The organism is Asaia siamensis (assembly GCF_014635085.1).
GTDB classification, from domain to species: Bacteria; Pseudomonadota; Alphaproteobacteria; order Acetobacterales; family Acetobacteraceae; genus Asaia; species Asaia siamensis.
In genome coordinates, this window is the sequence record NZ_BMCH01000003.1 from 78044 (window position 1) to 99060 (window position 21017).

Below are 21017 nucleotides of genomic sequence, written 5' to 3' on the forward strand. Positions count from 1 at the left end.
GTTCAAAAAGAGGGGGGCTAGTATGAAACGGAATATCCGTGCCGCCTAGGGGCTATCCTCGGCACAGACACGGCGGAAGGTCAGATTCCAGCGACAGGCGCCCGTCAGGGGGTGATGACCGGGGGGCAATGGCGCAATCCCGTGATAGAAAAGACGGGAGGGACCACCCCACACCACCACATCGCCACTGACAAGGCGCAATTTGCGAACGGGGTCGGAGCGCTCGCCTCCGCCGAACAGAAACTGCGCTGGCAACCCCAGTGAGACAGAAACGATCGGGGAATCGAATGCCGTTTCGTCCCGGTCCTGATGCAGCCCCATGCGCGCACCGGGAACATAGCGGTTGAGAAGACAGGCCTGTGGCTCGAACCTATCGAAACCCGCCTGCGCCGCCATGTCACGCGCAAAAGTGATCCACTCAGGCGGCAAGGCCGGCCAGTCCCTGCCGGAAAGCGGGTCTCGGGACTCGTAACGATAGCCGGCGTCATCTGAATGCCAGCCGAGCGAGCCACAATTTGTCATTTCAACGGAAAAGCGACGCCCGCCCGGTGTCATGAGCTGGCGCAACGCCGCCTGCGACACGACATCATTCACCTGCGCCAGAAGGCTTTGCTGATGCGAGGCGGCAGCACCGGGAAAAAACACCGCCCCTGGCGCGAGGACCTCGGGGGCCCGTAGGGCAGTGAACAGATCATCCATCATAATAGACTCTTGCCGCCTCCCGCCTCACCGCTTACTTGACGTTCTTACAGCGCCAGAGATCGGGCTTATTTCCGAATTGGCAACCACCGTTCCCGTACGCCATGCGAAACGGGACGAAACTGCAAGGGAATGCTTCGATGGCAAAGCTCCGACGCGGCGCCTTTCTGGCCGCCACTCTCATCGCCCTGCCAGCCGGTACGGCCTGGGCTCAGTTCACGGGGCAGAACGCCCCCAATGATGCTCATGCCCCACAGAGCACGACCAATGACGGCGGCGTCGAGTATCATGGTAAAGGCGAGCATCTGACCGCCAAGGGACGTCACTCCCTGCCCCCCGGCTATCAGGAAACGCCCAGCACCGAATTCAACCACGGTCCCGACCCCGATCACGCCGATAACGTGCAGCGCGATGCCGTAACGGGTGCCGATCTCAGCAAATTCGGTTCTGCCTATTCCAATAGCAGCCCGGTCCAGAGCGGCCAGCTCGGCGATGCCTCCGGCAATGGCTGGGTCGCCCCGCGCTGAATAAAATGAAGTAATTACCTAACCAAGATCGCGACGAAATTTCTATTTCACGCTCACCACTCACTGATTTCTTATTCAAGATCTGGCATAGATTCTGCGGGGAACCTGTAAATTGGCGAGCCGCATCGACTGCCGGACGAGCGAATTACTCGTCTGGAGTCACTTTCGCACAGGCACCGCGCAAGGCACCGCAACGATAAATCAACGCGAATAGAACAATGATTACGCACATAAGCTTTGCCAGCATGAGCGAATCAGATCCCAGCGCTAGGGCATGGCCGAGTCGCAAAGCAAACGCTAACCCGGCATTCGGACGTTTGTCATCTTATGCGATGTTCTAATGGCCAAGGCCCGCACGCTTCTAAGCAACGGCCGATAGACCTCTGATTTTAAGAGAAAGCAATCTTAATTAATGCCTACCATAGGCAGCGCGGACGCGAAATTTTATCGCAGCGCAATCGAAAACCTGCCCACTGGCTCGGCGCCTTCACAACGATGGGGCCGGCCGGTATTATACAAAAATCACGGACGTAATGGATGAGCACCTGTCGGTAGAAACGTCTCACAACCGAGCGCCGCCCAGGCGATTACGCATCACGATAAATGCCCCCATATCCTTATCCAACGTTATATATCGCCGAGGCACTCATATTGTGACCGCTGATCCCGGATCTTGGTAAGGTCTCTACGGGATGACTAGGTCACGTTGACAAAAGGTCTATACGATCTGCCCGAGATCTGATTCACTTCCTGCCTTTGGGATAAGGAGCAGGGAGAACAGGCATCGGCCGAGGCGATCTGACAGACCAGGAATGGGCGACAATTGGTCCGCTTCTGCCGCCCGAGCGAGGACGTTGGGCGCGACCGGCTGATCGCGCCCAATAACCACGTTCAGAAGGACGGCGCGGGCCAATCATCGCCCATTCCTGATCCTTCAGAACGACTCGTGCCATACCTGTTTTCTCAGACTGTTATTCCACAGGCAGGAAGTGAAACAAATCTTACCCCAAAACGATAGGCATTTTGTCAACATAACCTAAGATTAGTGCAGAGCATGAGACGACACGCCCTCCACGACTCTCGAATATTTTAAGGACGCCATGTGCCGGAAAACCAAAATTGCACTACGCCAATTTTCTACTCGAGATTGACGTGCTAAAATCGGGCAACGCAACCTCTGGCACAGTTTCGCAGGATACCCCGCTGTAATGTGCTTCGATCACGATGAAAGTATGATTATAGCATGCCTGCTAGAGTAGAAACCTATCGCGCTGATGTCGTAATCCCATGCTATCAGGAACAAGATGCGCTTCCGCTCACGGCGCCGGATATTCTCTCATACTTCCGTAAGCTGCAAGTCAGCCCCAAAAATAGTATGTCTTCCTTCCGACTGCTACTTATCGATGATGGAAGCAAAGATAAAACCTGGGATATAATCGAAAAAATCTCTAGAAATAATCATGAAGTCATAGGCATAAAGCTATCGCGCAACTACGGCCATCAAATGGCAATGCTTTCGGGTCTTTCCCACTCTAGCGCCGATATCATTATTACTATGGATGCTGATCTCCAGGACGATATTCAGGCTGTCGAACAAATGCTGGCGGCATATGAGAGCGGCAGCCATCTTGCGCTTGGTGTTAGAGAAGATCGAACCAGCGACTCTCCAGCCAAGCGGTGGACCGCCAATACGTTTTACAGGGTTCTATCCCTTCTCGGGGTCAACATTATTGAAAACCACGCCGATTTCAGGTTGATGTCCAGACGCTCGCTCGATGCTCTACTTGATCACAGCGAGGTTAACCTTTTCCTGCGCGGACTAATTCCCGCCATCGGCTTTCCAGTCACTCTAATTCCTTACACGCGCAAAGTAAGGGTAGCCGGTGAGACGAAATATACTATCAAGAAAATGCTACACCTCGCGTTGGACGGTGTAACATCTTTCTCCGTAGCTCCCCTAAGAGTAATCGCAGCTTTAGGCGGCATCATATTCACACTTTCCATATTATCTGGATTATACGTGATAGTGGAACGTGTTTTCTTTCCGCAAAATACAATACCTGGATGGGCATCAACGGTATTTCCTCTCTTATTGTTGAGCGGAATGCAAATATTTTCAGTTGGCGTGGTTGGTGAATACGTCGGGAAAATATATATGGAAGTCAAAAAGAGGCCACGTTTTATTGTGGAGGAAATTACGCCCCCCAATATTGATGGCAATACACGCCACTGATCCTGTTCAGATCAGGGAGAACGATGGTGTCAAAGGCGATCAGCCCACCGCACGATCATAGATTCCCGTGTTAATCCATAAATTTTCGAGACAAAAACACCGTCACACGTCGAGGAAAAAATGTAGAGATAGCTTTTTACTTAGTTCTAACGATATCGATTCGCGGAGTAATTATGCGGCTTGGAATCTCCGGCCACTATGTTCAACCTCCAACCCCATGCCGATATGACTTCCGACACAGACCTTCATTATTGCAACCTTATTGATACCCGCCTTCGCAGAGAAACGTCATACAAGATGAATTACACGACTTTTATAATTTTCCCTATCTACACGGTGAGAGAGTCCTCATGATAGACGCGAGACTAGACGAGAACATTCGCAATCATGCTTTTCTTACAATCGCGTTCCTCTCGATCATCTTCCTATATCTGTTAGGAAAGGGACAACTTGATCATACCTTCGTACAATTGGACGATTGGGAGTTTATGACGTTAGTTCCCAGTGATTTGCCTACGCATGGAGGGCCTTGGGAAAAAACACTTTGGGAAGGGCGATGGTTAAATTTTTTCTGGGCAAAAATTGCAACGCATTTTTCCGTTAGAGAAAATTATATTATTTTCGTATCTGGCTACAGCCTATTTTGCTTGTCATTCAGCTCTATGCTAGTCAAATCGCCCTTGTATCGATTAATAATTTCTTTGGTTGTTTTTATATCCCCGGAATATGGCGATTTATCTCTCTGGCCTGCAACACTTGCGCCTTCCGTCTGGATCATTGCGATTTCTATCTTCCTCTTCAAGAAGACAGAGAACCTTTATATTATTTTCATCTCTCAGATCCTCCTAATCTTATCCTACCCCCCGGTGTCTTTATTGCTGTTCGTTTCGGTATCTCTAAAATGTGATACCACTCTTCAGATTGCGAGAAACGCTCTCAGCTTTTGCGTTGCATACTTTATATCCGTGATATCCATTTATACGCTCAACTATTTTTTCCATGGCGTGTTTGGGGTGCAAATAGCCGGATGGCGCCATCCGCATAGCATCCATGACTTTACAGACCTCATAGCTAATTTCGCAAACTCATCGAAAGGTTTATACCGCCAGTATGCTACTGAAGGTCATTATATTCAAATATTGTTTATATCTTTTCTTGTATCGGCATTAATTCGTCCGCTTGGAAAGATTAAAATATTTATTCCAATATCACTATTCTGTGTTTTTGTAGATTTCTCTATACCTTTCCTTACTGGCACCGACGTCGTCGGGCGTACCATTTTGTGGCCTTGGCTGGTCATTGTAGCCATTGCTTTGGGCAATTTGGAAAATATGAACACTAAAGCTCACGCTATGGTAATACTTTCATTTTGTATTGGTATATTAGTATACGGGAACGTTATGTGGAACAAATATTACATTCCCGCAGTTCATAAAGAATCCGTAATCGAAAATATAGGGAATACAATTTTGCAACATGGCGAGGAAAGAGTCTTTATCTGCGGAAATGTTGCAGACATGAATCCATTTAAAGGAGAAGACTATTATAATACCTATATCCCATTCGTATTAAATATATGGAAAAATTATCACGTAAAAATATTTCCATATTATAACTGCAATGCAGTTTCCAGCTACGGATTCAGTCAAATGGGGAATGATCTCGTACTCAAAATCAATTAGCATTTAAGATAAAATTTGATGACGCTGAACGAAACTGATTGCACTCCGTCACTTAATAATTATATCGGAATAAAATCGGATACGACAAATACTGATTGACCGGAAACTACCTGCTGAGACGGGAAATAGTTGCAGTCCTTCTGACGCTGATTATTATTTCTTCAAAGGAATAATCAGCGTTGCGCTAGGAGGCTCTCAGCAGCGTCATCTCCGGCAACGGTCTGGCAAGGGATGTTGCTGAGTTGAGCAAGGCTCGTTCAAAGTTTCGCTCAGCACCTTGGAAAGAATGGTCAATTGTGACCCGTCGGAACGCTCGATCGGCAGCATCTTGGCACGCGCCGCGCGCCAGGCCGCTAGGATAGCAAGTAGACTGATCATCAAGGAACGCGGGCTCTGGCTGACCTTCAATCAGGCACAGATTCAAGCTGGGGGTCATGTTCAGAAGGATCTTGGACTGCAGTGTCGGGCCTTTGGCGCTTGTCCCGACACATCTCTAGTAAATCTCAAAGACGACGCCAGACCAACATGACCTAAACCAATACCGCTCGGTGATCCCAGCCAGACGAGAGTCCCCGCGCCGCCAGCCGCGATCATCATACTAAGTCACGTTGACAAGAGATCTGACCCAGTGTTTTGCTGCGGCGAGGTTGAGGAAACTCATCAAATAGAGGGCGGCCTTATCGTAGCGGGTTGCGATACGGCGCATCTGCCTGGCCTGTTGAACATCCGCTTGATACGATTTCGGCCCCGATAGAGTTGCCAGTCTGTTTGCTGAGGCGCTTTACGACCTTTGGGTGATGAAATAACCGGCAGTGTCCCCTATACTATAACAAAAGCGCCTGACGGAAACAGTCGCTGTCATAGCTCCGATCAGCCAGCATGGCCTTCGGGTTTGGGGCAGGCCAACATGAGCAGAGAGTCTGTGGCTTTGTAATCCGGGACCTGGCCTCCGTTCAGGACAGAGCCAAGAGGACGCCCCCAATTGTCGCATCGGGCATGGATTTTGTTCGTAAAGCCGCCGCGTGATCGACTAAAACCCTCCGAATGAGCCCCCCCTTCTACGCCTGTGGCCTGTGAATGAGCACGAGCCACGATGCTGTAGAACATAGGTTGCCAGTTATCGGTCAGTCCCAGATCTACCAGCGTTTGTAGGTGGGCATCTCAGACACGCCGTTCAGCCCAGCGTCGAAGCCGGACATAAACCGAGTTCTATTCATCGTAGCCCGCATGCATATCCCGGCAGGGATAGCCTATGCGCAGAACGTACAGCATGCCATTGAGAACTTATATTCAATATCAAGAGTCTAAATACAGTCCGGGTCGCAAGAAATCCAGTTAACAAATCCATCATAAAAACGAAATAAAATCGTGGTTTGAAAGAAAACGATCGTTTCGACACCGTCGCGTCCGCATCGGGCGGCGTGAGGTTGCGTCTGCCCTGAGACCATCAGGATCAGGCCATGTCGTTTTCGCGTTCCGCCCGCAAACGGGCTCTTCTTCCTCTCGGCACGTTCGGGTTTGTCGCTCTCGCAGCTGCCGGGACGTGTCATCCGGCAGTCGCGAAGGCGCATCACAAGCCCGTTCCGGTAGCCGCACGGCGCAAGGCGGCGCCAAAGACACAGGCAAAACCGCATGACCTCATGGCCACGCATGACGAGAATGTCAGCGTCTCGGCTCATCGCGCCGTGCAGGGAGGCGGCCTCATGACCCGACAGACCGAAGCAAAATCGGTCAGCATGGTGACGCAGGACTATATCGCCAAGCAATCGCCTCTGGTTAACCCCGGTGTGCTGGTGTCCAGCCTTCCCGGTGTTCAGGGCACAAATGAAGGTCCGCTCAGCACCACATCGGAAACCGTCCATATCCGTGGTCTCGATCAGACGCAGATCGGCATGGTCTATGAAGGCATGCCACTGGCCGACCCATTCACCTACAGCGCCTATACGTCTGCCATGGTGGATAATGAGGACCTTGCCAATGTGGCCGTCAGTCAGGGGTCATCAGACCTCACAGCACCGACCTATAATGCCGATGGCGCGCAGATGACCATGAGCCTGCGACACCCGGGAGCGCATTTCGCTGCCTATGCTGAAGGCTCGGGGGGCACCCACAGCTCGAACAAGGAATTCGTACGCATCGATACCGGCGAGTTTGGTCATAGCGGTGTCACGAGTTTCGTATCGGGTTCCTATTCCAGCGGCAATCTGTGGCGTGGGCCCGGCAGTCTTTATCGCTGGCATCTCGACGCGGCGGTCGAAAAGCACTGGACGCCCAAAAGCAGTTCCGAGCTCATTTTCGGCTATAACTACGCCAACCAGACGGAATGGCTTTATCCCAATCTCGCGCAGTGGCGCCAATATGGCACCAGCTATAACACCCATGGCCAATACACGCCTGGCGATACGCTTTACTACAAGCTCAACACCAAGGCGACGAATGCTGTCGTCGGGACACTGAAGAACCATTTTGATCTGGGAGACGGGTTTGCGCTCGATGCCCAGCCCTATGCGGTCGAAACATACGGGCCCAATAATTACGGTGCCAATATTCCCATCACAAACGGCTATCGCGGGACCGAACAATATGCCGTGCTTGATGGCTATACGCCCGCGAAAGGGTCCGTGACGGCCATCAGTATCCATCCCTGGGTGCAGACATCGAGCGGCCTGAACCTGATTGGCTCATGGCACCGTGGCATCAACACGTTGAAATTTTCCTACTGGTACAGCTATGCAGTCCATACCGAATTTCAGAACCACTACGCGGTCAGTGCACAGGGGCAGTATACTCAGAATAACGGCTACCTGACCGCAGGCGGCAAGGCGATCACCCAATATGACATCAACGGTTTCCAGCAGCTCAACGCGCTAGGCTTCGAAGACCAGATCAAGCTGTTCCATGACCGTCTGACGATTGATGCCGGGCTGCGGGCCAACATGATTTCACGCAGCTTCACCGAAGATCTCCCCGGCGCCCAGCCGTATAAATCGGTGAAGAACATGTTCATCCCGGCCCCTCAGGTGCTGATTTCCTACCAGCTTACGTCTGACAACCAGATCTATATCAACGGGACCACGGGCTATCGCGCGCCCTCTTCCTTTCAGGCGCAGGTGCCTGTCTATACCTTCACGACGCCGGTGCCGGTCACCCAGCCTCTGGCCAATTTCACGCCAGAATACATGATTGGTGAGGAAATCGGCTTTCGTCATTACGGGCCAGTCATGGCGACGATTTCGGGCTTCAATTACAACCTGACGCACCACCAGATCAGCAGCGTGTCCTATATCCCCGGCACAAGCATCCTGACCTCACAGCCTATCGATGCTGGCGGTGAATCGGCCATGGGCATTCAGGCTGAACTATCGACCCGCCCCTGGCACCATCTGAGCGCCTATGCCTCAGGCCAGTACATGCATACGAAGATCGGCAATAACATAGCCTATATGGGCGATGTGCTGCCGACCAAGGGCAAGCAGGAGGTCGCTTCGCCCAAATTCCTGGGCGCGCTGGGGCTGACCTATGATGACGGCACGACTTTCGGCAATTTCAACCTTCGCTACTCTGACTCGCAATATTCAACACTGATGAATGATCAGAGCATTCCGGCCTATTTCACGGCCGATGCCTCGATCGGCCGCTGGCTGCCCCGTTTCGGCCGCGTGCGCCCCAAGGCCATGGTGAGCCTGATGAATATCGGTGACGTGCATTATCTGTCTTCCATCACCGGATTTACCCCGACAGCCGCCGCCTCGATCAAGGGCATGGGCGGCAAGACCCTTGTCGGGTCGCAGCCCGCCTATGCGGTTGGCACGGGCTTTGCGGCCATTGCGACGGTCTCGGCCAGTTTCGAGTGATCACGCTCCTGTCGTAGCGGGAACTCCCCGGTTTCAGGCCAGTTCTGGCCTGAGACCGCTTTGGCTCTCTTAAAAAGGATGCAACCATGCCTTCGCTGAAACTGCGTGACGGAAACAGCCTCCATTACAAGGATATGGGCGCAGGCCGCCCGGTCCTGCTGGTTCATGGATGGCCCCTGACCGGCGATATGTGGGAATATCAGACACTGGCCCTGCTCGAGGCCGGTTATCGTGTCATCACCTATGACCGACGCGGCTTTGGCCAGTCGAGCCACCCTTTCGGCGGTTATGATTACGAGACGCTTACCGCCGATCTCGCCGAGCTGATCGACTATCTCGACCTGACCGATCTAACCCTTGTCGGGTTCTCGATGGGTGGTGGTGAGGTGACGCGCTATGTCAGCCGTTTCGGCACGACCCGTCTGGCTGGCGTCGGGCTGATCGCCTCTGTCGTACCGTTCCTGCTTCAGACAGATGACAATCCCGATGGGGTGCCCGTCGATGTGTTTGCCGAGTTCAAGGCGCAGATACGCCGCGACCGCTTTCACTTCCTCGCCGAGTTCCTGAAAGGGTTCTACGGCGTCAGTATGATCCGCAAGCCGGTCAGTCAGGCCCTGATCGACTGGAGTTTCACGCTGGGCATCATGGCAAGCCCGAATGCAACGCTGGATTGTATCGACAGCTTCAGCCGCACCGATTTCCGCCCTGATCTGGCCGCTCTCACCCTGCCCGTTCTGGTGGTGCATGGCACGGGCGACAAAACCGTGCCCTATGAGCTGACAGCAAAGCGTGTGAGCGAAGCCGTGCCTCATGCGCGCTATGTCGAATATGACAGCGCCCCGCATGGTCTGTTTGCTACCGATGCCGAGGCGCTCAATCGTGATCTGTTTGCCTTCCTGAACAGCACGAGAGGCTGAGCGCGGTTTTCCCGGCCCTTAGCCGGGCCGGGAAAAGAGTTACGAGGTGCGGCTGACCTGACGGGTCGGGCTGCGCATTGTCACAAACTCCTCTGCCGTCGTCGGGTGGATACCGATTGTGCGGTCGAAATCGCGCTTCGTCAGCCCGGCCGTTACGGCGATGGCCACACCCTGCATCAGTTCGGCAGCAGCATCACCCATCATATGCGCGCCGACGACCTTCTGACTGTCCCGTGACACGATCAGCTTCATGAATGCCTTGCGGTCACGGCCGATCAGCGTCTGACGCAACGGACGGAAAGAGGCCGTGAAAACGTCGAGATCCGACTCTTTCGCGGCTTCTTCTTCCGTTAGCCCGACACTGGCCAATGTTTCAGAGAAGAACACGGCCTTCGGGGTGGTCTCATAAGCCCAGTCGCGCGGCGTGTGCGATGAGAACAGGCGCTCGGCCAGCGTATGCCCCTCCGCAATGGCAACCGGCGTAAGGTTGATGCGATCGGTGACATCGCCAATGGCGTAGAGGTTCGAAACCGATGTGGCCGAGTGTGCGTCGACGACGACCGCCCCTTTCTCGGTTTTGACACCAAGCGTTTCGAGGCCCAGCCCGTCGGTAGCAGGCTTGCGGCCTGTCGCGAAAAACACGCAGTCAGTGTCGATCGTGGTGCCATTGGAAAGGCTGACTCTTCTGGCGCCAGCCTCCAGCGCCTCGATCTTCTCGGGAGAAACGCCCGCATGGACGGTAATCCCGTGTTTCGGGAGCGCCTCGAGCAGCTTCTCACGCAATTCCTGATCGAAACCGCGCAATGGCAGATCCTGGCGGAAAACGAGATCGACCTTCGATCCGAGCCCCGCGAAGATTCCGGCAAACTCGATGCCGATATAGCCGCCACCGATAATGCAGACGCGCTCGGGCCGCTCTGTCAGATGAAAGGCCTCGTCGGAGATAATTCCGAGTTCAGCGCCTTCGATTGGTGGGCGCACGGGGCGGCCGCCGGTCGCGATGACGATCTTCTCAGCCGTGACACGTTGAGGCGTTGCCTTTTCATCGAGCGGGCCCGGGCCGATTTCGATCGTATGAGCGTCGATCAGCTTTGCCCTGCCGACAAAGAGACCGACCCCGGCCTTGTCGAGCATGGATTTGTAAATCCCGTCGAGCCGCGTGATTTCCTTGTCTTTTGCCGCGATGAAGCGGGTCCAGTCATGTGCGCCGATCTCGACATCCCAGCCATAGGCGCGGGCGTCTTCAGCGGCTTCGGCCCCCTCGGAGGCATAGACCATCAGCTTCTTGGGCACACAGCCCAGATTGACACATGTGCCTCCCCAGTGGCGGCTTTCAGCTATGCCGACGCGAGCCCCATTCTGTGCTGCAATACGGGCGCAGCGCACGCCGCCCGATCCGGCACCTATCACGAAAAGATCGAAATCCGGCATGTGGCCTGTCTCCAAAAGAAAACGCGGCCGGAAAAGCTCCCGGCCGCGCATGTCATGGTCATCAATAAGGTCTGCGCCCGTCCAGAACGGACAAGACGGGCTCAGCGTTCCGCAAAAGCCTTTTCGACAACATAAGAGCCCTGCTTGCTCATATTGCCTTCCTCGAAGCCCATCGAAACGAGAAGCTTTTCGGTATCGGCCAGCATTTCAGGCGACCCGCAGATCATCACGCGGTCATGCTCTGGGTCGAGCTTCGGCAGGCCGAGATCCTCGAAGATCTTGCCGTTTTCAATCAGCGTGGTGATGCGGTCGGTCACGGCAAAGTCTTCACGCGTGACGGCCGGGTAGTATTTGAGCTGCTTGGACACGAATTCGCCAAGGAATTCATGGTTCGGCAGGTCGTGGCGGATATGGTTCATATAAGCCAGTTCGCCCGAGATACGCACGGTGTGGCTCAGCACCACATTCTCGTAGCGCTCGTAGCACTCGGGGTCTTCGATCAGGCTCATGAACGGTGCAAGACCGGTGCCGGTCGACAGGAAATACAGGTTGCGACCCGGGCGCAGATTGTCGAGCAGCAGCGTGCCGACCGGCTTGCGACCGACCAGAACCGTATCGCCCACCTTCACATGGCGCAGACGCGAGGTTAGCGGACCGTCTTCCACCGCGATGGAGAAGAATTCCAGCTCTTCCTCATAATTGGCCGAAGCGATGGAATAGGCGCGCAGGAGAGGCTTGCCCTCAACCTCGATGCCAATCATCGTGAACTGGCCGTTCTCGAAGCGCAGGCCGGGGTCACGCGTGCAGGTGAAGGTGAAGAGACGGTCGGTCCAGTGATGGACGCTCAGCACTTCGCAGGCCTGAAGGTGACCATATTCCTTGCTGGGCGGCGCCAGATGGTACTGGCCCGGATGGCCATCGACGGGCAGGAGCCCGGTCAGTGGCTCGGAGATAGTCGGCATGGGCAGAGAGACGGGGGCGTTCATCTGGTATCTTTCGAAAGGCAGCAGGGGGCGGGCGGTCTGACACCGCCCAAAGTGGCGAAATTTCTAAAACATCCTCTCGCCCTTTGAAAACCCCACAGCCCCGCCTGTTCTAAAATATTACGACGATTTCGGATGCGTCCTTGCGATAAACTGCGAAACATTATCGTGCATTTCATGCAGCGCCGGCAGATGCGCATAGACCATATGCCCCGAGGCATATTGCTTGATCTCGATATTCTTCGCGAGCGCACGCGGGATCGGCAGATGCCGCATCTCATAAACACCCTCGAAATAGGGCGTCCCGAGATCGTAATACCCCTGGTTCAGCATCACCTGAAGCGCCGGATTGGCCTTCATGGCCGCTGCAAGATCGGGCAGCACATTCGGCTCTCCCCGTGCAGGGCCACGCTGGTCGGGCTGCTTGTGCGTAAAGCTCCATTTGCCGATGCTATGGGCGCTGACGCGATATTCCATATAGCCGTCACCAAAGGACGGGTCGGCGCCATAATGCAGCGTCGTATGGGCGTAGTCATTGAACGCCGCCACATAGGCGGACTCCATGGCGGCCGATTGCGGGTCATATTCGGGCGTCTGGCCCAGCGGGTCCATGCTCGGGCCGGAGAAACGACTGTCTAGACGACCCGTATCCATGCCCTGATCGCCCAGCAGGGTCTTGGCAAATTCGCCGCCATTGACGCGCAGATTGGCCTTGATGATGTAATCGACCGGCAGGCCGGTATAGCGGTGCAGTTTTTCTGCTGTCGCTTTCAGCTTGTCATCGCTGATGCCGGTGCCATCCTGGAGCGCCGATGTGTAATCGGTCAGCGCAAAATGCTCGACCTCGGCCAGAAAGGCTTTCAGATCGGTGGGCTGGTCGGGCAGCTTGTGGTGATACCAGGCTGTTGCGGCAAAGCTTGGCAGGCCAAGCACATAAGGCTGATCGTTGCTCGGGTTATTCTGTGCCCGGTCGATGGAATTGCCGTAATTCAGGATCTGCGATAGCAGGATGACGCCGTTGAGGTCGATCCCCTTATCCTGACGCAGCGCATTGGCGATGATGGCCGAGCGCGTCGTGCCATAGCTTTCACCAAAGAGATATTTGGGCGAATTGAAGCGCCCGTGCCGCGAAAGGAACTGCGCGATGAAATCGGTAAAGGCGGCGGCATCGGGGTCTGTGCCATAAAATGCCTTGTCGCGATCCTTGCCAATGACGCGGCCATAACCCGTGCCGGGCGCGTCGATGAAGACGAGATCGGTCGCATCGAGCAGGGAGTCGTCGTTATTGACCACCTTGTAGGGGGCGGCTGGGGTTGGCTGATCGTCCACCGTCACGACGCGCTTGGGGCCGAGCGCGCCCATATGCAGCCAGACAGTCGAGGAACCGGGGCCACCGTTATAGACGAAGGTGATCGGGCGGTTTTCGGGATGCGCGCCCTTCTTGAAATAAGCGACATAGAAAACCGAGGCGACAGCCTGAGGCGCCTTAGGGTCCGGATTGGCGTCATCCCACCCGGCCGGATGGATGATGAGCGTGCCGGATTCTGTCTGGTACGGGATCGCCTGCCCGCGAATGGTCACGCTGCCCTCGCTCAGCACGTGCTGCGGCTTCATCAGGAAAGCTGGTCCCGGAACGCCACCGGGGCCACCATCGGGGCCGGGCGGCGGCGGGGGCGGTCCCATATGGGGCGGCATGTCGGGCGCGGCCAGAGCCGTGCCTGCGAGAAGGGTCGTCAGACCGAGAATAGCAGAGAGTTTCGGGGCTTGCTTGAACCGCACCATGGGCTCCTTCAGATCGTTTCGCACTCGTATAGGAGAACGAAACGCCCGCTCGGACAAGTCTGCCGTTGCAGCAAACCGTGTCATAACGCACAAACACATTCATGGATTCTGCACGCTCCCCCGCCGATCACGCTCTCGCTTTGGCCGTTGAGGACACTGGCCTTTCTCCTACGCCCAAAGAGGAGCCGCGCCTTCTCAAACTGATCGCCCGAAGCCTTGTGCCGGGGGCAGAGCGCATTCTGCCTTCGGAATATGAGCGTCTTCTCTGCGACGTGCGCCGCAAGGACTGGGCCGCCCAGCTGATGAACGCCACCCGACGGGCGGGCGAGTTGTGGATCGGCAAGGCGGATATTCTCGATGCGGTAGGCCGCGTGCATGACCCGCGCGCCGGGCTCGACCTGCTGCGCAGCACGCTCGATGACACGCTGGCAGGGCGCCTGCGCGAGATGGGTCATACGCCGCGTGACGTGCTCGAGGCCGTGCAGGCCGATCTGAGCGATGCCGGGACTTTCCTTTCGGGCGGGCAGATCGACCGTCTGGCCCAGATTGTTGCTTCCGCCTTTGGCGTTGAGGATACGGGGTTCGAAGCCGAGCTGATCGCCAGCGAGAAAGCACGGCGGGAAGAAGAAGAACGGATCGAGGCACGCGCCGAAGCCCGTCGCAAGCGCGAGAATGAACGCCTCAAGGCCTGGGAAGAAAGCCTTGTCGGGTTCGATCAGGTGCCAACCATTCTGCATTGCACCCCACGTGAAGCCTTGCGCTGGATTGCTGAAAACCGCCTGCCGGTCACGCGCCGCACGCCGCAGCCCGATGGCACGGAAAAATTCGAATTCGACCCCGAGATCCTCAAGCGCCTGCGCCCGCAGCTTGCGGAATGGCGCGGCGGCGCACGCGGCACCCCTGCCCTCACGGGTCGCAAGGTCGGTAATGCCGTCATTGCCCGCGTAGCAGCGCTTGACCGTTACGTCGCGCATTTCCGCACGGCGCGCTCGCTCAAGCGACGGATCACGCTCGTGACCGGGCCCACCAATTCCGGCAAATCCTATACGGCGCTCAATGCGCTGGCCAATGCCGAGAGCGGTCTGGCCCTCGCCCCGCTGCGTCTTCTGGCGCATGAATTCCGGGAGTCGCTTCTGTCTCGCGGCGTGCCTGCCTCTCTGGCGACTGGTGAGGAACGCATCGATTTCCCCGGTGCGCGCCATCTGGCCGCGACGGTGGAGATGTGTCCGTTCCATAATCCGGTCGATGTGGCGCTGATCGATGAAGCGCAGATGCTGATGGACCCTGACCGTGGGGCTGCCTGGACGGCGGCGATCATGGGTGTCCCTGCACGCCATCTTTATATTCTGGGTGCGCCTGACTGCATTCCTCTCATCAGGCGCATTGCCGAACTCTGCGACGACCCGCTTGACGAGATCACCCTTGAGCGCAAATCGCCGCTGCGGGCGGCCAGCGCCCCTGTGCGGCTGCGCGACCTCGAGGCAGGCGATGCGCTGATCGCATTCTCGCGTCGAGAGGTACTCGACCTGCGCGCCGAATTGCTGACACTCGGCAAGCGCGTGGCTGTGGTCTATGGCGCACTCAGCCCGGAAGTGCGCCGTGCCGAAGCGGCGCGCTTCAATAACGGTGAGGCGGAAATTCTGGTGGCGACTGACGCCATCGGCATGGGCCTCAACCTGTCAATCAAACGCGTCGTGTTCAGTGCGCTGCGCAAATATGACGGCAAGCAGACCCGCGACCTGACAGCGCAGGAAATCAAGCAGATTGGTGGGCGTGCCGGGCGATACGGGCACCATGAGAACGGCATCGTGGCCGTTCTGGGTGAGGCGGGAACCCCTGCCCATATCCGCAAGATGCTCGCCGCCCCGCCTGAGCCGATCACCGAACTGCGCCCCCTTGTGCAGCCCGATTCCGATATCGTGCGCGCTGTCGCCGAGGAAATCGAAACGGACAGTCTTTACGGTGTTCTGGTGCGCATCAAACGCGCCGTTTTGCGCGCCGATGACCCGAATTACCGTCTTGCCGATATGGATCAGGCCTTCGAAATCGCCTCGGCACTGGAAGGTGTGGAAGGGCTCAGCCTCACGCAACGCTGGGTCTATGCGATGTGCCCGATCGACGAGCGCGATAACGGCATTGCCCGGCTTGTCGGCTGGGCGAGCGACCATGCCGCCGGCAGACGCGTGCCACCGCCTGGCACAGGACGTCTCGTCCAGCCGTCACAGGCAGGCCGAGAAGAGCTGGAGCGCGCCGAAAAGCGCCATAAGCGCCTTGTCGCGTGGCGCTGGCTCTCGCTGCGCTTTGCCGATGCCTATACCGACAAGCAGGCGGCAGAGGATAATACAAACGCGCTGAATGACTGGATTGAAGCGGTTCTGCGCCAGCAGAGCCGTGAGCGTGAACATCAGCGGCGGGCAAGACCGGGGCAGAGACCCGGAGGTCAGCGGCCGGGCAGCCAGAAGCCGGGGGGCAAACGCCCCTTCGGGAAACGCCCGGCAGAACGGGACGCGCAGCCGCCCCGCGATGGCCGTGGACCAAAAAGCACAAGAAAACGCGGGCGCAGCTGAAGCCGCGCCGTCGCTCCTCTGACCCGAAAGCTGAACTGACAGTACCCTTCTGCTCTGGCCCCATCACCACGCCAGAACACAAGGGTCGCATCTCGACACAGTCAGGTCATGACACGACCTGAAAAGGTCAGGCCTTCCTGCGCCAGTCGCCCCAATCTGTTGAGACCGGTCGACGCGTCGCAGCGGATTGATAAATGGCCTGTATCAGCCTGATGTCCTGCATCCCCTCCTCACCCGTGGCGAGCGACGGCTTTCCGCTTCCGAGAACATCCGGCAGGTGATCGAGCTGGGCAGAAAACTGGTTGAGCGCCGGAATCTGGAACATGGGATCGGAAAGGATATGCGTTTCCTCTCCGGCAACGGTTTCGAAGCGATTATTATAATATCCGGTGGCAGGGTTGAGCATTCCGGAGAGCTTCTCCGCCTGAATGCCGAAGCGCGATGTCGCGGCAGCGGTGAAGGACGAATTGCCATGGGCGAGAGCGCCCGAGCGATAACGGAATGTCCAGGAAATGATGTCTTCCACCTCGTGGAAAACAGGATTGGTGCTCTCGGCCCTGATAGCGCTGACTTCGATCGGCTCTTCATTCAGCAGATAGCGTGCACCGTTCACGCCATAGATACCGAGATCCATAAGGGAGCCGCCGCCTGAGAGGCTGCGTTTGACACGCCACTGGCCGGACGGATCATCAATGCTGAGGACATCGGTATTCTCGGTCGTCACGGCACGCAGCTTGCCGAGCTTTCCCGCACGGATAGTCTGGATCGCGCGCTGGGTGATCGGGTCGAAATGGCAGCGATAGCCGATCATCAGCTGCTTGCTGGCGCGCCTGGCGGCGTCGATCATGCGCTGGCAATCCCCGACGCTGGTTGCCATCGGCTTTTCGCACATCACATGCTTGCCCGCACGAAAGGCCCGCACCGCGAAATCGGCATGGAGCGCATTGGGCAGGATGATATAGACAGCATCGATCTCGGGATTGTTCCGGATGTCGTCGAAATTGTCGTAGCTGTAGATGTTCTTTTCGGGCACGCCATAGGCCGATGCGACCTTGCGCGCCTTTTGCGGGTCGCCACTGACCAGACCGGCCAGTCGCGCATGCTGGCACTCGCCGAAGGCGGGCAGGATCTGATTGATCGCATATTTTCCCAGACCGACAATGGCATAGCCAAACGGGCGGCGGCCTTCCGGAAGCGGGCGTATCGGCTGGGGCGACGGGCGGGGTGCCAGATGATCCGGCGGTGTCGTCTGCGCCGAGGCGCTCTTGCCCAGAACCAGCCCTGCAACACCTGCGGCCTGCAGGAATCTGCGACGTATCTGCGACGCAGGCTGTTGGTGAGTGTCGTTGTCGCTCATCTCATCTCTCTCAGCGTTTCAGAATCGTTCCGCCTCATTCGGCAGCCCCACTTCACAAGCGCGTGATGAGCGTCGTGGTTCGCCATGGGATTGGCTCAGACCGATGACAAAGTATGACCTTTGACGGCCTGTACTCCCGCGCCACAATGGCACTCAGCCCGCTTTCCGGGTCTGGCTGGCGATGGAATCAGACGGACCTAGCAGCATGTCGTGCTGTCATTCAGATGTGGCGGAACGAGATCGCCGCCGCTGGTGACCGATCAGACGGATGCCTCCCCTTAGCCGCAAGGCGCTTAAATGGGCAGGTTCATCCCCAAGCGGGAGATTCCGGCTCCCGTGGCTGGATACGCAGAACCTCTCAGACACAAGACGCGTCAAACGGCACAGCAAGATCGGTAGGGTCCGACGCGAAAAGGGAGCGTCAATTGCCCGTCGACTCGCTTTTGAAGCCTTTTTTTGCCCTCTCACATCGCTAGAAAACCCTTGTGCCATCTGGTTTTTGGGCAATTGTGCTTTCTACGGGGCAGATTTTTCGCCGAAACGACGCAGAAAGTTCTTCCATTCTTCACAAAAACCGCGCTAGCGTTCTTTTGCGGCAACCGAGGTTGCTTCAAATAATTCTTCGAGAATCACTTCGAAGAAGAAAGTAAAGTACGGCCGCCGCAAAATAGTGCGCATTTCGCGCCATGTGAAGAAGGAATACAGATATGTCGTCTGGTCTTTCCGTAAGCACATTTTCGTCGAAAACCATGATTTCGGTCAGGGTTTTCTCCGCAGAAGCCAAATATCAAGGGGTCGGCCCCCCATAAGGGAGCCACGCAGTCCTTAGGTTTCTCTCATCGGCTAGAGTAATCACAGGATCTGAAACACCCGTTTCTTCCTCAACCTCTTTTCGTCTCTCTATTTCAACCCTTTGCCAACACTCCAACGCCAATACTTCCATAGCATTGACGATAGTGAAGTAAGTCAAACACGAAATAGGGCGCATCTGGCGCCATGTGAAGAAGGAATACAGATATGTCGTCTGGTTTTTCCGTAAGCACATTGTCTTCGAAAACCATGAAAGCGTTCAGGGTTTTCTCCGCAGATGCCAAATATAAAGGCGTAGGGCCGCCGTAGATCAGCGAACCGGCTCCGGCGTTTGCCTCCTCATGCAGGTGCAGCGCCGGGCCCCTCATATTCGGTCCTTCAGACCTCTTCTGCTTTCCAGTTTCTCTTTCTTGTCGACTTCCCGATACCGGGATTGAGGCAATTGCACGGGTCGAGATCCCGGTAATGGCTGAGTATTTCAGCCCCTGCTTCATAAAGATGCCCGAGATTATGCTCTGCCGGATAACGCGCCCCGCGTGCATCCAGCAATTTGAGCATTTCGTGCTCCACATCTTCCGCTGACTCGCCGGGCTTCAGAACATAATCCTGATGCATCACGTGGCACAGGAAATGACCGTAATAGAGCTTGTGCTCTATGCGTTTCTCAATCGCTTCCGGCAAAGTCTCGAACCACGCCTCGTCATTGCGTCGCAGGGCGATATCCAGAGCGACGATTTCCCCCGCTTCCTTTCCCAGCACATTTCTGCAGCGTAGCGCTGCACCAGCAGCCGCAAAGCGATGCAGGAAGGCGCGTTTGCCCTCATCATCGGTACAGGCAAACCAGTCGAACGCGTCCTTATCACCCACCTGCCCTGCACTGAGCGTTGCAAAATAGGCCTGGAGCTTTTCCGCCAGAGAACGGGAAACGCGCAGCATCAGATGATGCTCGAACCGCTTTTCGAACGCGTGCATCTTTGCCGGAATCTGATTGGGCAGAAGGCGACCCAGTTTCTGCATGATCCGGTCGGTCAGATGCGGGGGCAGAAATCTCGACCCGGAGAAGAGATCATCGAGCCATGCCTTGGCGGCGAAAAGACGCGGAATGGACCGCGTGCCCGCATAGCGGATGAGGGCCACCGTATCGCGACCATAGATCTCGGCGATGCGAAAGGCATCGCGATGCATGTATTCGCCCGCGATGGGCAACTCGTCATAGGCCGTCAGCAGGTGGCGGCGCAGGGATTCGAGCGCATTGGTGCTGTTCGTACCGATGTAGAAAACCTGGCTGTTCTTCTCAGCCGGGAAGGTATCGACACGCACGGCAAAAACGATCAGCTTGCCAGCACAGCCCGATGCATCGAACCAGCGGGCGCTGTCCTGATTGTAGCGTGCCGGGGTGTCGGCTTCGACGTCGCGCACATGGGTGACATAGCCATCGTCATGCCCCCTGGCGTCAGTCCACTCGATCTCCTCTTTGCTGAGAGCCCCGCTCTCAAGGCGGGCGAGAGCCTTGACCGGATCGGCATCGAGCCTGATGCCCAGACGATTGACCAGTTCCAGCCGCCCGTCTGCCGTCACCCGGCCAAACAGTGCCATCTCGGTATAGGCGGGGCCTCGCTGCACCAGCGCACCACCTGAGTTATTACTGATCCCTCCCAGAACCGACGCGCCGATACAGGAAGACCCGATGACCGAATGAGGTTCGCGCCCATGGCGTGCAAGGACGGTCTCGAGCTTGTGCAATGTGGTACCGGGCAGGCAGATAACCTGCCTGCCGCCTCCGAGCAGATGTATGCCGCGCAACCGGCGGGTATTGATCAGAATGACGGGGCGATCATAATTCTCGCCATCGGGGGTCGACCCTCCGGTCAGACCCGTATTGGCAGCCTGCACGATCATGATCTGATCGGCGGCTACGCAGAGTTCGGCCACACGCCAGAACTCGACCAGGGTTCGGGGGCGAATGACCGCCCTCACCTTGCCCGAGCCGAAACGGTACCCCTTCGTATAGGGTGCTGTCGCATGGGGCGCGACCAGCACATGCGGCGTACCGACGACCTGCCGCAGCAGAACCAGCAGGCGGTCTGCATGCAAGGTGGGTTCTGTCAGGCGCATGATCGTCTTCCTCTGTCTGGCGATGCCAAAGGCCGGTTCAACCCCGGCATCGATCGTTCG

The 21017-nt window shown here is 56.5% G+C and carries 13 protein-coding genes; 6 read left to right on the forward strand and 7 right to left on the reverse strand.

Annotation, left to right across the window (positions count from 1 at the left end; genetic code table 11):
* Window positions 1-45: 45 nt before the first annotated feature.
* Window positions 46-702 (reverse strand): DNA oxidative demethylase AlkB, encoded by a 657-nt coding sequence (gene alkB / locus IEV53_RS06205; RefSeq protein WP_188425938.1) that lies wholly within the window; start codon window positions 700-702, stop codon window positions 46-48.
* A 137-nt stretch (window positions 703-839) separates the two neighbouring features.
* Here alkB and IEV53_RS06210 point away from each other — a divergent pair, with 137 nt between their 5' ends.
* The 5 genes from IEV53_RS06210 to IEV53_RS06230 all read left to right on the forward strand — a co-directional run bounded on the left by IEV53_RS06210 (window position 840) and on the right by IEV53_RS06230 (window position 9912).
* The gene (locus IEV53_RS06210) at window positions 840-1226 is read left to right on the forward strand and encodes a hypothetical protein (protein WP_188425939.1); all 387 of its coding nucleotides are present in this window, start codon (window positions 840-842) and stop codon (window positions 1224-1226) included.
* Between the two features lie 1243 nt (window positions 1227-2469).
* Window positions 2470-3459 carry a glycosyltransferase family 2 protein gene (locus IEV53_RS06215; protein ID WP_188425940.1) on the forward strand — a complete coding sequence of 330 codons (990 nt, stop codon included), beginning with the start codon at window positions 2470-2472 and terminating at the stop codon, window positions 3457-3459.
* Window positions 3460-3809: 350 nt separating this feature from the next.
* Window positions 3810-5141, forward strand: coding sequence for a hypothetical protein (locus IEV53_RS06220; RefSeq protein WP_188425941.1), 1332 nt, complete (start codon window positions 3810-3812; stop codon window positions 5139-5141).
* Between the two features lie 1460 nt (window positions 5142-6601).
* On the forward strand, window positions 6602-8995 hold the full coding sequence (locus tag IEV53_RS06225) for a TonB-dependent receptor (RefSeq protein WP_188425942.1): 2394 nt from the start codon (window positions 6602-6604) through the stop codon (window positions 8993-8995).
* An 86-nt stretch (window positions 8996-9081) separates the two neighbouring features.
* The gene (locus IEV53_RS06230) at window positions 9082-9912 is read left to right on the forward strand and encodes an alpha/beta fold hydrolase (protein ID WP_188425943.1); all 831 of its coding nucleotides are present in this window, start codon (window positions 9082-9084) and stop codon (window positions 9910-9912) included.
* A gap of 39 nt (window positions 9913-9951) precedes the next feature.
* Here IEV53_RS06230 and gorA read toward each other — a convergent pair whose 3' ends face one another.
* The 3 genes from gorA to IEV53_RS06245 form a co-directional block, all read right to left on the reverse strand.
* Window positions 9952-11343 carry a glutathione-disulfide reductase gene (gorA, locus tag IEV53_RS06235; protein ID WP_188425944.1) on the reverse strand — a complete coding sequence of 464 codons (1392 nt, stop codon included), beginning with the start codon at window positions 11341-11343 and terminating at the stop codon, window positions 9952-9954.
* Between the two features lie 101 nt (window positions 11344-11444).
* Window positions 11445-12329 carry a ferredoxin--NADP reductase gene (locus IEV53_RS06240; RefSeq protein ID WP_188425945.1) on the reverse strand — a complete coding sequence of 295 codons (885 nt, stop codon included), beginning with the start codon at window positions 12327-12329 and terminating at the stop codon, window positions 11445-11447.
* 117 nt (window positions 12330-12446) lie between these two features.
* Window positions 12447-14108 (reverse strand): S10 family peptidase, encoded by a 1662-nt coding sequence (locus IEV53_RS06245; RefSeq protein WP_371869843.1) that lies wholly within the window; start codon window positions 14106-14108, stop codon window positions 12447-12449.
* Window positions 14109-14209: 101 nt separating this feature from the next.
* Between IEV53_RS06245 and IEV53_RS06250 the strand changes: the two genes are divergently transcribed.
* Window positions 14210-16675, forward strand: a complete 2466-nt coding sequence (locus tag IEV53_RS06250; RefSeq protein WP_188425946.1) for a helicase-related protein — start codon at window positions 14210-14212, stop codon at window positions 16673-16675.
* 127 nt (window positions 16676-16802) lie between these two features.
* Here the strand turns inward: IEV53_RS06250 and IEV53_RS06255 are convergent, their stop codons facing one another.
* From IEV53_RS06255 to dld, 3 genes are all read right to left on the reverse strand, one after another.
* Window positions 16803-18032, reverse strand: coding sequence for a Gfo/Idh/MocA family protein (locus IEV53_RS06255; RefSeq protein ID WP_188425947.1), 1230 nt, complete (start codon window positions 18030-18032; stop codon window positions 16803-16805).
* A gap of 905 nt (window positions 18033-18937) precedes the next feature.
* A complete protein-coding gene (locus IEV53_RS06260; RefSeq protein ID WP_188425948.1) occupies window positions 18938-19210 on the reverse strand; it encodes a hypothetical protein in 273 nt (90 codons plus the stop codon).
* 10 nt (window positions 19211-19220) lie between these two features.
* Window positions 19221-20957, reverse strand: a complete 1737-nt coding sequence (gene dld / locus IEV53_RS06265; RefSeq protein WP_188425949.1) for a D-lactate dehydrogenase — start codon at window positions 20955-20957, stop codon at window positions 19221-19223.
* Window positions 20958-21017 lie beyond the last annotated feature (60 nt).

Coding starts and splice junctions, on each gene's coding strand:
- IEV53_RS06255 (WP_188425947.1), bottom strand. CDS start 18,032: ATGAGCGACAACGACACTCACCAACAGCCTGCGTCGCAGATACGTCGC.
- IEV53_RS06220 (WP_188425941.1), top strand. CDS start 3,810: ATGATAGACGCGAGACTAGACGAGAACATTCGCAATCATGCTTTTCTT.
- gorA (WP_188425944.1), bottom strand. CDS start 11,343: ATGCCGGATTTCGATCTTTTCGTGATAGGTGCCGGATCGGGCGGCGTG.
- alkB (WP_188425938.1), bottom strand. CDS start 702: ATGATGGATGATCTGTTCACTGCCCTACGGGCCCCCGAGGTCCTCGCG.
- IEV53_RS06250 (WP_188425946.1), top strand. CDS start 14,210: ATGGATTCTGCACGCTCCCCCGCCGATCACGCTCTCGCTTTGGCCGTT.
- IEV53_RS06260 (WP_188425948.1), bottom strand. CDS start 19,210: ATGAGGGGCCCGGCGCTGCACCTGCATGAGGAGGCAAACGCCGGAGCC.
- IEV53_RS06215 (WP_188425940.1), top strand. CDS start 2,470: ATGCCTGCTAGAGTAGAAACCTATCGCGCTGATGTCGTAATCCCATGC.
- IEV53_RS06230 (WP_188425943.1), top strand. CDS start 9,082: ATGCCTTCGCTGAAACTGCGTGACGGAAACAGCCTCCATTACAAGGAT.
- IEV53_RS06225 (WP_188425942.1), top strand. CDS start 6,602: ATGTCGTTTTCGCGTTCCGCCCGCAAACGGGCTCTTCTTCCTCTCGGC.
- IEV53_RS06210 (WP_188425939.1), top strand. CDS start 840: ATGGCAAAGCTCCGACGCGGCGCCTTTCTGGCCGCCACTCTCATCGCC.
- IEV53_RS06240 (WP_188425945.1), bottom strand. CDS start 12,329: ATGAACGCCCCCGTCTCTCTGCCCATGCCGACTATCTCCGAGCCACTG.
- dld (WP_188425949.1), bottom strand. CDS start 20,957: ATGCGCCTGACAGAACCCACCTTGCATGCAGACCGCCTGCTGGTTCTG.
- IEV53_RS06245 (WP_371869843.1), bottom strand. CDS start 14,108: ATGGTGCGGTTCAAGCAAGCCCCGAAACTCTCTGCTATTCTCGGTCTG.